The following is a 12,621-nucleotide window of genomic DNA, read 5'->3' as shown; positions in this document are numbered from 1 at the left end:
TAACAAGCAATAGTAAATACAGGTAAAAAACGGAACCATTGCGCCTAAAATTTCAGCTTTCTTGTTGCTTGCCCTTACTTGTTGGGCTGTGTTTATCACTGGTCGCTACCAATTTACATGCCACCCATATTGTCGGCGGAGAAATGGGATACACTTGTTTGGGAGACAATCAGTATGAAATCAGGCTTACCATTTACCGCGATTGTGAAAATGGTAACCCTAATGCCTATTTTGATGACCCTGCTTCCATTGGGGTTTTTGATGTCAATAATGTGCTATTACAAGACATCAGAATAAATTTGATGGGGGATGATACCCTTTCTCCGGTATTGACGAATGAATGCCTGGTAGTCCCTCCTGATGTGTGTGTACACACAACAACCTACCGCACCATCGTAGAATTACTGCCCCGCCCTGGAGGATATCAACTGGCCTACCAACGGTGTTGCCGAAATGTAACGATCCAGAACATTGTTGAACCGCTCGCAACGGGAGCCACATACGGTGTCGTTATCTCTGAGCGCGCTTTGCAAGAATGTAACAGCAGCGCGGAGTTTTTGCAGTGGCCACCCCTCTATATTTGCGCCAATGAACCCATTATTTTTGATCAGTCGGCGATTGATATTGATGGTGATAGTATCGTTTATCGACTTTGTACTCCACTGCAAGGAGCTACGCCAAATATCCCGCAACCACAACCGCCCAATGCTCCGCCTTATGCGGAAATTGTCTGGAATGACCCTCCTTACAATGTCAACAATATGCTAAATGGCATTCCAGGAAGTGCCCCCCTGGAAATCAATGCGATCACTGGCTTACTCACCGGTACACCAACGACCCAGGGGCAGTTTGTGGTAGGTATCTGCGCAGAAGAATACCGCGATGGGGAACTGATCTCTACTTCACGTCGTGATTTTCAGTACAATGTTGGCATTTGTGGCGTAACAACGGCGGCCTTTTTTGCCCCGGAAATTCAGTGTGACGGCCTGGAAGTAGATGTGCTCAACGGTAGTGTTGGTACCACGAGTTTCTTGTGGATATTTGGTGATCCTGAAAATCCATTAGGCACCTCAACAGAACCAAATACTTCTTTTGTTTTTCCTGATACAGGTTTGTATTCCATTAGTCTCATTGCTGCTCCGGGAGAACCTTGTGCCGATACCTTTTTTCAACAGATTCAACTCCTCCCACTTACTTTGCAGCCTGCCTTTAGTATCGATACGCTGAGCTGTGGAGATAGCTTGGTACTGCAGCTCAATGACCTTTCGGTGGATGAACTCTCGGAGATACAATCCTGGTCCTGGTACCTCAACGGCGAGTTGTTTAGCATGGAACAGTCGCCGCTACTGGTGATTACAGAACAAGGAGATTACAACATTGAGCTAAGGCTGGTCGCAGCCAATGGCTGTGAGAACGCTATCCTTACTTCGGTAGCCGATGTAAGTTTTATTCTGGAAACCCTTCCAAACAACGATTTCCTGATTTGCCCTGGGGAAAGCGTTTTTCTCAACCCAGCTTTCCTGCCTCAATACGATTACCTCTGGAGCCCGGCAGCGAGTTTGAGCGATCCCACCGCACCTAATCCCGAAGCGAGCCCCACCGAAACAACCACCTACGAGCTAGTGCTTACCGACCCCCAGAGTGGTTGTGTCGCCAACCGTAGTATTGGCGTCATGGTCAGTGAAGCCCTTGAAGTGAGCATCGACTCTGATCAGCAGCCTTGTGCTGCCGAGATAACACTTACCGCCACCAGCAACAATGGCATTCGCTATTTGTGGTCGCCCGTGGCGGATTTCAGTAGCCAGGTCACCGAATCAGCAAGCTATCAAGTGACTCCTTTTGGTACACAAACGTATTACTTACAGGTTTTTAATGAGGCCGATTGTATGGTCTTGGATTCGATCACGATCACGAGCCTGGCCGTTAATTTGGCAGTCAATACGCCAGATACTGCAGCTTGTTTAGGCGAAAGCCTACAATTAGAGGTAACCAATCTGGACCCTGCTGATAACCTTACCTATCAGTGGCAACCTGCCGATCAGATCACTTCTGGAGCAAATACCGCAGCACCCATCATCACCCCCATCGGAGCGGGAGAGCAATGGTATACTTTCACGGCGATCAATCAGCATGGTTGCGAACTTATGGATAGTATCCAAGTGACGGTAGTTGACCTCACTGAGTTTGGTGCAGGTCTTACTTTCGATCAGTGCAGTGGTTCTACGGTTGTTTTTTCGGCCGAAGACCCCGCAGCAGGTATCTACCAATGGCATTTTGGTGACCCCTCCGCGCCGACAGCTACAGGCAATGGGAGCCCTGTACTTTACACCTATCCTAGTGCTGGAACCTACGAGGTAATAGTGACGATTCCAGCCTTTCTCGACTGCCCCGATACCCTTTTACTCGAAGTTGTGGTGGAAGAACAAGGTGAGGTCAACCCCAATTTTGATTGGGAATACCTCAGCTGTGGTGACAGTGCTACCGTGCTGATAACAGACCTTACAACAGCCCAAAACACGACCATCATCGGTTGGGAATGGCTGATCAATGGGACCCCTTCAGGAAATAGTCCAACTTTGGAAATTGACCTGGACAGTACGCAAATGATTCCTGTGAGTCTTTTAACAACGGCGGAAAATGGTTGCCAGGATACGCTTAGCCAAATCCTTACCATTCCGCTAATTGATCTTGACCTGGAAGAAGAACTAAGTCTTTGCCCCGGAGCATCAGTAGCTTTGAACCCGCAGGGGAGTAGTGCGTATGAATACCAATGGTCACCAGTAGGCGATCTCGATGACAGTACGGTTGCTAATCCACAGGCGAGCCCATTGGTCACTACCACTTACAGTGTCACTGTTACCGACCCCAACTCTATTTGTAGCAGGGTGGGAGAGGTGTTGGTGAATGTAGCTCCGGTGATGGAATATACAAGTTCCCCTGATACCACGACCTGTGCCAATACTTGGCAGTTGTTTGTGGAAAGCGATCAGGCCGTGACCTATCTCTGGGCGGCTGATCCTGATTTTCTGAGCGTATTAGGGAATACAGAAGTACTGGAAGTGAATCCTGGCCCGGGCTCAACCTTCTATTTCCAATTAACGGATGGGCAAGGTTGTTCGGTGGTGGATTCCGTAAACATCGATGGCCAAGGAGTAAATCTTGAACTGCCGCCCGGTGCAACCATTTGCCGGGGAGATTCGGTATCTTTAAGCGTAGCATCGTTGGGCCCTGCGGTCATCACGGATTATCTCTGGTCGCCAGCACCTGAAGTACTTTTGGGACAAGGGACCAGTGAAGTTGTTGTGACTCCTTCTAATACAACAACATTTACGGTGTCAGCTACCAATGAATTTGGCTGTACGGGCGAGGCCAGCACGCTGGTCACTGTCTTTCAATTGCAGCCACCACTTTCTGTCACACCGGCGATTGATACCTTGCGTCCGGGTGAGTCTATAACCTTGATGGCGACAGACGATCCTAGCTACAATTATTTTTGGTCGCCAGCGAGCAGTCTCAGTGCAACGGACATTCCCAACCCTGTAGCTAGCCCAGAGGAGACTACAACGTATGAACTGGTCATCACCGATGCCAATGGTTGTACCAATCAAGTGGAAGTATTACTGGTGGTCTTCGATGCTCCTTGTATGGCACCTTATATTTTTGTGCCCAACGCTTTTACACCCAATGGTGATAACTTGAATGATGTCTTAAGGGTAGAAGGCAATGTCATTGATGAATTTTACTTTGTGATTTACAACCGTTGGGGAGAAGAGGTTTTTGCTACCAACTCACAAAGTGATGGGTGGGATGGTACTTACAAGGGCAAGGAACTCTCGTCCGATGTTTACGGGTATTATTTGGAAGTAAGCTGTTTTGGTGGCGAACGCTATACCGCAAAAGGAAACGTAACCTTGTTAAGGTAGTAATTAACAAAGGAATACTTTGTGTTTTTTTGACAACAAGTGAAAAACCTGTAATTTTAAGCATCCTATTAAAACGTAAGAATTTACCTTAAAATTCACTCTTCAATCACAAAACATTTACAATGAAGAATCTTTACGTTTTCGCATTTACATTATTGACTTTCGGGGCATTAACGGCCCAATCAACGGGGATTTCTGGTTGCAACGATCCCAATGGTGGTATTCAAATTGCTTTTGAGGAGGCTTTAGGTTGTAATGCCGGCGCATTGGCAGGCATGAGTGCTATCGGTTTTCATTCCGGTGCCAACATGTGGTCATCAGTTGTAGACTGGAATGCCTCAGGAGCAGTGACTGCCTCTAATAATGGTAGTGATGTTTTCACCGCCTATATTGCCGATCCTAATGCTTACTACGGTACGAGCGTCGACAATATCTGGTTCGTTTTCAACCAAGGGCCTACTGATCCTAACAATCCTTGGTCGGCAGAAGGAAAAAGAAACGATAATGGCAACTGTGCGGATTTTTCTATCAATCTATCCGAGATCACGGAAACTTGTGCTATTTCAGCTTCTACTAAAGACCTTTTGTTGGAACTTGATTTCCAGGTTTTAGGTAATCCCTTTACCGAAAAAGCTATCGTAAATTTTGCCAATCTTAATGGTGATACGTACACCGTCCAATTGAACGATGCAATGGGGCGTACGCTGCGCACCTATACTGGTATCAATACCAACCAATTGACCGTTGAACGCGATAACTTGAGCAGCGGTGTTTATTTCCTCACCTTTATCAATGAGGCTGGGAAATTTGCTACCCTCAAGTTGTTTGCACGATAAACGATATACCCAAATCATTTAGTAATGGGTTATTACTGCTGCTGGGGCTCCTCAGCAGCAGAGGCTAGGTAGCAACACGAATACTTAGTGTCGCTACCTAGCCTATATTTACTTTCCTCTCTTTTGTCCTGCCGGATATACTGGACTTTCATTTAGGCCTTGCGTCCTCACTATTTAAAAGCCTGCAAACGTCCCGAATTCCTGTATTTTTGCTTTCTTTGTCGGCCCGCTTTTGGGTATTACTTAGTGACGGATCAAAAATAACTTATTCCATTCCTGCCTGCTTACCGCAGGTAGGCAGGTTTGATTCGCTAAAATTTTCTAAGCAAGCAACTAAAAGGAGCTTGCGTGAAAATATTCGCGAATCGTTGGAAAAAATGGAATAAGTTATTTCCGTCAAATTACTTATTGTAAAGTTTTGTATGAAATACTTTCTGTTTTTTTTGAGTTTGGGTCTTCTGTTAAGCGCTTGCCAGCAAGATAGTGGAAACAGTACCACAGCGACGGATACCGTAGATTTGAAGACGGCCTTGCAAGGAACATGGCAGACGTTCCAAGTCAACATCGCCGTGAATACTGCTGATGGTAGGGATACTTTTCGAACCGAATCCCTTACGCAAGAAGTGTGGGAGCAAGGCTATGGTATGGAGCCCCCCATTTATTACTTTCAGCCCGATCAAAAGTTTCGCTTGGTACACCGTAGCCTAAAAGGAGAGATTTTCGACGAACGCCGCGGGATATGGAATACTTTTGGGGACACCCTGGTCTTGATAGAACCCGAAAATACCGTGCAGTATCTCGTCAGAATAGGCAATGGCAAAGCTACCTTTCGCAACTTCCAAGACTGGGATGGCGACGGTGCCAAGGATGATGAATACCAGGGCCTGCAACGCCAAATCAGCATCAGCACAGACGGCCAGTAAATTATCCAAAAAGGCTCAATTGATTGGTTGCTATTTTGGTGCGCTGTGGTTGTGTGATTTCTTTGCGAATCGCCTCGGGATACAAACCCAGATGACTGAAATTCTTATCGGCGCACTTCAGAAAGTACTGTGCACGCTTGATCACAATCCCCATCTTTTTGAGATGCTCATAACGCAGCTGCCCATGTCGTCTTGCCGCTACAATTTTGCGCGCTGATTTCACCCCCACACCAGGAATCCTTAATATCATTTCGTAAGGAGCTTGATTGACATCAATCGGGAAAAGCTGTGGATGACGCAGCGCATAGGCCAATTTAGGGTCTACTTCCAAATCAAGGTCTGGATACTGCTGGTCCACAATTTCATCAACTTTAAAGCCGTAGAACCTCAGCAACCAGTCGGCTTGATACAGCCGATTTTCTCTTACTAGTGGTGGTTGGCGCAGCGCTGGCAGGCGGTTGTCTTCACTAATGGGGATGTAGCCCGAATAATAAACCCGACGCAAACTTTGCTCCGTGTACAAGCTGTCAGCCAGGTTCAAAATATGTAAATCGTTTTCCGGAGTAGCACCAATCACCAGTTGGGTGCTTTGCCCTGCTGGTGCGAAGTTGGGGGTAGACCGAATTTTTCTCTTCTCTTCCTTATGCCCTACAATAGCGCCTTTGAGATAGTTCATCGGTTGGTAGACATCGGCATAATTTTTCTCTGGCGCGACCTTCTTTAAACTAATTTCAGAGGGGATTTCCAAATTCACACTCAACCGATCGGCGTATAAACCTGCTTCGTGGATGAGTTCGTCACTGGCTCCCGGGATGGCCTTGAGATGGATATAACCGTTGAATTTATGCTCAGTACGTAAAACTTTAGCAATACGCACCAGCCGTTCCATCGTGTAATCCGAATCTTTGAAAATTCCAGAACTTAAGAATAGTCCTTCGATATAGTTGCGGCGGTAAAAATTGATGGTGAGATCGACCACCTCCTGCACGGTGAATGCCGCACGTTTTACGTCATTGCTTTTACGACTGACGCAGTACGCACAATCGAAAATACAGTGGTTGGTGAGTAGAATTTTAAGCAAAGACACACAGCGACCATCTTCGGTATAGCTGTGGCAAATCCCCATGCCGGTGGCATTTCCTAATCCATCTTTGGTGTTTTTTCGCTTGCTCCCACTTGAGGAGCAGGAGACATCGTACTTGGCCGCATCGGCCAGGATTTCGAGTTTTTCTTTGACCCGTTCGTTCATTTACTGCTGCATTTTTGTCAACAGTAAATTTAATACAGAAAATTTATTAAAACAATTTACTTGACAATATTTGTGTTTTTTTTGATAAAAAAAGCATATTCCTTTTTACCGAACACCTTATTTTTTCCCCGCAAGGGCGTCAATCATTCCGTTGAAGATAAATCCATGAAATGGCAGCACCGCATACCAATAAAGCCTGCCCCAGATTCCTTTCGGTCGGAAGGTCGCAGTTTGTATCAATTTTCCCTCCTTCAGCTTAAACTCCAGCCAAGCTTCCCCAGGTAGTAACATCTCCGCAAAAAGCATCAAACGACCCTCTTCTTTGTCTGCGTACAAAACGCGCCAAAAATCGAGTGCATCACCTACCGAGAGCTGGTCGCGGTGGGTTCGGCCCCTGCGTAAGCCTACTCCTCCAACCAGCTTGTCCATGTATCCGCGGATTTTCCACAACCAATCGCCATAGTACCAACCCGTTTTTCCTCCAATTTGCCAGATCCTATCTAGTGTTTTTTGCGGCTCAGGTACTTCGCGGATGCGCTCATCTACAAAACAACCGTAGGTGGGAACATTGATATAATCCGAAAAATTGTTTTCCAATAGTCCACTAGAGAGGGCATCTGTCCAACTGGAAACAATCTCATTTTTCTGAATTTTCTGGAAAGTGCGTTCCAAAGCCAATAAATAAGGCAAGGGCTCAATCCCCAATAATTCCGCCAAGCGGTTGTCTTGGGCGACCACCTCTATTTTCATGCTATTTACCAAGGCCACTGCTAAAGGGTAGGAGGTGGAAGTGATAAAATAAAGCCAATAGGAGGATAACCTTGGGGTCATAACGGGTACCGTAAAAATGTACCGCTTTAATCCCCTGACCTGAGCGTACCCCAACAGCATTTCTTTGTAAGTAAGTACATCAGGGCCACCAATATCGAAACTCTGCCCATAGGTACGCTCGTCGAAGAGGCTTTTCGACAGAAAGTCAATCACATCTCTTATTCCAATAGGCTGACACCTGGTTTTCAACCATTTTGGCGCGATCATGACGGGCAACTTTTCGGCCAGGTCTCTCATGATCTCAAAGGAGGCACTTCCCGATCCAATGATGATGCCCGCCCGCAAGGTGGTCAGTTGGTAATGGCCCTTGCCCAGTTCTTCTTCCACCGCCTTGCGCGAGGCCAAATGCTTGGAGAGATTGTCTTCATTGACGATTCCGCTGAGGTAAATCACCTGCTGCAAGTCGGTCTTAGCGACAGCCGCTCGAAAATTAGTAGCACATTGTAATTCTAAACTGGAAAAATCATCATTCCCTGACATGGAGTGAATCAGGTAATACGCTCCCTGAATATCTTTCGGGATATTACCCAGCGTCTCCGGTTTGAGAAAATCTACTTCAATGACCTTCACCTGGTCGACAAAATTCTGAGGAACATCAAAGCGCTTGCGATCTCGTACACAGCAAACCAGTTCATGCCCTTCCTGCGCAAGCACAGGAAGCAGTCGTTGGCCAATGTAGCCGGTCACGCCGGTAAGTAAGATGCGCATAGGAGAAGAGGGTATTGATGTATCGTTATAATCCCAAAACAGGTCAGATTGTTTTGGGTCATTACACAACGCCCTTGGAGCCCTCTATACCGAACACACTATTTGTATAAATACATTTATGCATTTACACACACACACACACACACCTGCGGAGCTTAGCGTTCAACGAACGTTACTCCTTAAACCCCTCCGGCCGTTTCCAACGCACGGGCGCTTTAGGTTCATTAGGCAATTCAAACGTTTCCTCTTCCAGCATCCTCAGTGCTTCGCTTACGGCGCGTTCCAGTTGTGGATCATGCCCTTCAAGTACCAATTTGGGATCCTGGATGACCTCGATGTCGGGCGCTACACCTTCACCCTCTACGGCCCAGTTTCCGTTGGTGTCAAAGAAGCCACCGCGTGGGGCTACCATGCGGCCACCGTCTACAAAACGCGGTGTATCCCAGGTGCCTACCAATCCACCCCAGGTACGGGTACCTACCAGCGGACCAATGCCTTTGGCTTTGAACATGTAGGGAAGGAGGTCGCCGCCCGATCCAGCTCGCTCGTTGATCAGCATTACTTTGGGGCCCCATATTCCTGCCATCGGTGTTGTCCACGGGCGGCGGTCATTGGCCTTGCTGTTGAAGAAGCCAAACAGCGTCCGCGACATCACATCAATCATATAATCTGCGGCCGATCCTCCGCCGTTGTTGCGTTCATCAATAATGACGCCTTTTTTATCTTGCTGGGCAAAATAGTAGCGATTGAAGGAGGTAAAGCCACCGTTACCCGTATTGGGTACGTAGACGTAAGCCAGCTTCCCGTCGGAAAGCTCGTCTACCTTGCGGCGATTGCCTTCGATCCAATCCCAGTAGCGGAGGTCGCGTTCATTGGCAACGGGTTTTACCAAGAGCTCCCGGCGGTCAGCCCCATCCGGTGAGCTGGCTACGGTGATAGTGATTGCCCGGTCGCTGGTTTGTTCAAAAAGCTGGTAGGGGTTGGTGGGGGCACTCAGGCTTTTTCCGTTAACGGCCAGAAGATAATCGCCTTCTTTTACGTTCAAGCCCGGCAGGTGAAGCGGTGCTTTTACATCGGGATTCCATTGTTCACCCGTATAGATTTTGGCAATTTGGTAATACCCATTTTGTTCTCTAAAATCACAACCTAGTAGTCCCACAGGCACCCGATCGGTATCGGGAAAGTCGCCACCACTTACGTACGAGTGCCCAATGGCCACCTCCCCACTCATGATGTCTACTACATAGTTCAGGTCGGTGCGATGACGGACGTGGTCAATCCACGGGGCGTACCATTCGTAGACTTTGTCCCAAGGCGCGCCATGGACATTATCCACGTACAGAAAGTCGCGCATATAGCGCCAACCTTCCTTAAAGATCTGGTGATATTCTGCTTGTGGATCTACAGCTATCTTCAAATCAGCGTCTAGTTTTCCATCGCCCGCTTTAGGAGTGCTTTTGGTAGCTACAATGTGCCAATTGCTGGTTTGATAAAGCAGGTGAGCTCCATCATTGCTGGTGATGAAATTTCTAACACCCGTCAAAAATTCTTCTTTCTTATGGTCTTCTAGCTTGTACTTGTGTACAGTAGCCCCGGGTGTTTTGGGTACGCTTTCCAACAAGAAGACTTCATTGGCGAGGCCTGCTTCTAAGCCCATATAGTTGCCACTGGGTACGTTGAGAGCTACCGTTCTGCCAAAGAGCCCTTGCGGATCAATGTTTACCGTAATGGCTTCGTCTTTGCTTTTTTCTTCCTCTTCCTCTTCCTTCGGGCCAACCGGCTCCTCGTCGCTCTCTACCAAAGTTGGTCCTTCTGCTTTTGCTGACAGCACCAGGCAGTACAAGCTGCGGCTGATCGCTGGATCAAAAGAACTCATGTCCAACCATCCAGAGTTCAGGCCATAATCGGTACTGGCTAAAAAGTAGAGGTATTTTCCTCCTTTGTCCCATACCGGTGAAATCACATCAGCCATCCCATCCGTCAACTGGATGCGTTCGCCGGTCTCTACCTGAAAGGCAAATGCCACCTTAAAATGACTTTCCAATTGTTTGGCGTAGGCCAGCCATTTGCTATCCGGCGACCATACGGGATTCATCGCGCGATTAGGATGCGCGTACCGATCGGTATCGGCTAGTTTTGTGTTTCCGGTCGTGAGATCAAGGCACCAGATGTTGTAATCAGTATCCGTGTAGGCAATATATCGCCCATCTGGCGACCAGGCCGGCCGGAAATAGAAGGTAGGATTAGGCAGGGCATAAGTCTTGATGAGCTTGCCTTGTTGGTCGGCCAGTTGCAGTTGGTATTCTCCACTAACATCTGAAAACCAAGCAACTTGATCACCTTTGGGCGACCAGATCGGGTTGCGGTCGGCAGCACCAGAATTGTTGGTGAGGTTGCGCCAACTGCCTTTTTCTTTGGGTACCGTAAAAATTTCTCCCCGATGCTCAAGGATGACCCGCTGACCGGTAGGGGATAGCTGGGGATTGTCCCAGTCACGAGCAGAGATGTCTTCCCAGCGAGGCCGGGCAAAGTTTTGATCACCTTTTACTTCTATGGCAATTTGGGTGCTCTTTTTGGTGGTTGGGTCTAGCACATGAAGGTAACCTCCTTGCTCATAGACCAGGGCATCGGGCCCGGCATCAAGGCTTTTGACATCGAATTTTTTGTGGAACGTAACTTGCTCTTCGTTACCATTAGCGGGGTCGTACATCCAGATGTTACTGGCGAGGTCTCGTTCCGAGAGGTAATAAATTTTACCCTCCCACCAAACGGGGTCAAGGTGCCGCTCCTGGGTTGGCTGTGGCGTGCGCGTAAGTGCTTTGGTTTTGAGATCGACAATCCAGATGGGCATCGCCTGCCCGCCACGATAATTGCGCCATTCAGGATCCCAGGAAGTGATAGGGACGTAGGCGAGGTATTGCCCATTGGCGGAAATTTCGCCGTAAGCAGCACGCGGTATGTCCAGTGCTACTGGTAGCCCACCTTTCAGGGAGACGGAATAAAGCTTATTGGTCTGGGTAGGTCGGCCCTCTCTGCCGGAGCGAAAAAGCACCTGTCCATCCGGCGTCCATCCAGTAACAAAATCACCATCCGGGTGCCAGGTAAGGCGTTGTGGCGTGCCTCCCTCGGCCGGGATAACGTAGACATCGGTATTGCCATCATAAGCTGCCGTAAAGGCGATCCATTGCTCGTCAGGAGAGAAGTGCGGCAGGGATTCGTAGCCTTCATGAGTGGTCAGTCGTACGGCCGTTCCTCCCGAACGGTCGGCCTTCCAGAGGTCGTTGGCGTAGACGAACACCACGTGGTTTCGGCTAAGCGTTGGCTGGCGGAGCAGCTGGGTGCCTTGGCCCGCTAAAGTGCAAAACGAGAGGGCGAAAAGTAAACTGTAGAGCAGTTTCATGAATGGTAGGTTTTATTTGGAAGGTAAAATAAGGTAAAATATTTATAGGTTTGTCTCTTGTACTAGCTGCAGCCCCGCTTTCTGCCAGAGGATTACCCGTCCTTGGGAAGCTAATCTCCCTCGATACGAAGCTGATATTTCCCTAAAAGGCCAGCCAGAGAATGGGCTGAAAAGTGAGCTTTCCTTAAATCATTCTCCTCGGGATCAATGGAGAAATGGTCGGCTGTTCGAAAGTCGGCACCTACTAAATGGGTTCGAAAGAAGACTGCACCTTCGAGGTTTACGGCGTCAAAAATGGCACCCTCCAATTGGGTTTGGGTGAAGTCGGTTTCGATTAATTGGCACTTCTCAAAACGAGTACCTTTCATGGGAAGTGCTTGAAAAGAAGCCCAGTTGAGTTGGCAGGCGAAAAAGTCTACTTTGAAGCGAAAGGTGCGGCAATCGGAGAAAAGAATGCCCAGCAATTTACAGTCGCTAAAGCGCACTTCTTGAAAAGCAGTATCCTGGACAACGGCATTGCTCAAGTCACAATCCTGAAATTCGCAATCCGTAAAGCGCAGGCCACTAAGATCACAATCCGTGAAAATACAATTACGGAATCGGCAGTCTTCATAGGCGCCTGAAGGCACACCTTGGCGAGAAAAATCATCACCCTGATAGGTGATTTCGGTAAAGTAGTTCTCAGGCATAATTTGAACTTGTTTTTATGCTGTTCTCTATTAAAGATAGAAAATATACTCCCTTTCTTAAA

At 47.9% G+C, this 12,621-nt stretch carries 7 protein-coding genes; 3 read left to right on the top strand and 4 right to left on the bottom strand.

The features are described 5' to 3' along the window. Nucleotides 1–38 precede the first annotated feature (38 nt). From AB0L18_RS26665 to AB0L18_RS26655, 3 genes are all read left to right on the top strand, one after another. A complete protein-coding gene (locus tag AB0L18_RS26665) occupies nt 39–3,923 on the top strand; it encodes a gliding motility-associated C-terminal domain-containing protein (RefSeq protein ID WP_367390370.1) in 3,885 nt (1,294 codons plus the stop codon). A 122-nt stretch (nt 3,924–4,045) separates the two neighbouring features. Next, nucleotides 4,046–4,759 carry a T9SS type A sorting domain-containing protein gene (locus tag AB0L18_RS26660; protein WP_367390369.1) on the top strand — a complete coding sequence of 238 codons (714 nt, stop codon included), beginning with the start codon at nt 4,046–4,048 and terminating at the stop codon, nt 4,757–4,759. 422 nt (nt 4,760–5,181) lie between these two features. Continuing rightward, nucleotides 5,182–5,682, top strand: coding sequence for a hypothetical protein (locus tag AB0L18_RS26655; protein ID WP_367390368.1), 501 nt, complete (start codon nt 5,182–5,184; stop codon nt 5,680–5,682). A 1-nt stretch (nt 5,683) separates the two neighbouring features. On the opposite strand, the gene AB0L18_RS26650 is transcribed toward AB0L18_RS26655, so the two are convergent. From AB0L18_RS26650 to AB0L18_RS26635, 4 genes are all read right to left on the bottom strand, one after another. Beyond that, nucleotides 5,684–6,931 (bottom strand): putative DNA modification/repair radical SAM protein, encoded by a 1,248-nt coding sequence (locus AB0L18_RS26650; RefSeq protein WP_367390367.1) that lies wholly within the window; start codon nt 6,929–6,931, stop codon nt 5,684–5,686. 117 nt (nt 6,932–7,048) lie between these two features. Next, nucleotides 7,049–8,470: an SDR family oxidoreductase gene (locus AB0L18_RS26645; protein WP_367390366.1), complete on the bottom strand. Its 1,422-nt coding sequence runs from the start codon at nt 8,468–8,470 to the stop codon at nt 7,049–7,051. Between the two features lie 172 nt (nt 8,471–8,642). After that, entirely contained in the window at nt 8,643–11,870 is a 3,228-nt protein-coding gene (locus AB0L18_RS26640; protein ID WP_367390365.1) for a PDZ domain-containing protein, read from the bottom strand. A gap of 110 nt (nt 11,871–11,980) precedes the next feature. After that, nucleotides 11,981–12,559, bottom strand: a complete 579-nt coding sequence (locus AB0L18_RS26635; protein WP_367390364.1) for a pentapeptide repeat-containing protein — start codon at nt 12,557–12,559, stop codon at nt 11,981–11,983. Nucleotides 12,560–12,621 lie beyond the last annotated feature (62 nt).

It is taken from the genome of Lewinella sp. LCG006 (genome assembly GCF_040784935.1).
Taxonomy (GTDB): Bacteria; Bacteroidota; Bacteroidia; order Chitinophagales; family Saprospiraceae; genus Lewinella.
This window is presented reverse-complemented; position numbering and strand designations above follow the sequence as displayed.

Bases quoted from the DNA above. Each gene is read 5' to 3' on its own strand.
- AB0L18_RS26660 (WP_367390369.1), top strand. From the start codon at position 4,046: ATGAAGAATCTTTACGTTTTCGCATTTACATTATTGACTTTCGGGGCA.
- AB0L18_RS26655 (WP_367390368.1), top strand. From the start codon at position 5,182: ATGAAATACTTTCTGTTTTTTTTGAGTTTGGGTCTTCTGTTAAGCGCT.
- AB0L18_RS26650 (WP_367390367.1), bottom strand. From the start codon at position 6,931: ATGAACGAACGGGTCAAAGAAAAACTCGAAATCCTGGCCGATGCGGCC.
- AB0L18_RS26645 (WP_367390366.1), bottom strand. From the start codon at position 8,470: ATGCGCATCTTACTTACCGGCGTGACCGGCTACATTGGCCAACGACTG.
- AB0L18_RS26640 (WP_367390365.1), bottom strand. From the start codon at position 11,870: ATGAAACTGCTCTACAGTTTACTTTTCGCCCTCTCGTTTTGCACTTTA.
- AB0L18_RS26635 (WP_367390364.1), bottom strand. From the start codon at position 12,559: ATGCCTGAGAACTACTTTACCGAAATCACCTATCAGGGTGATGATTTT.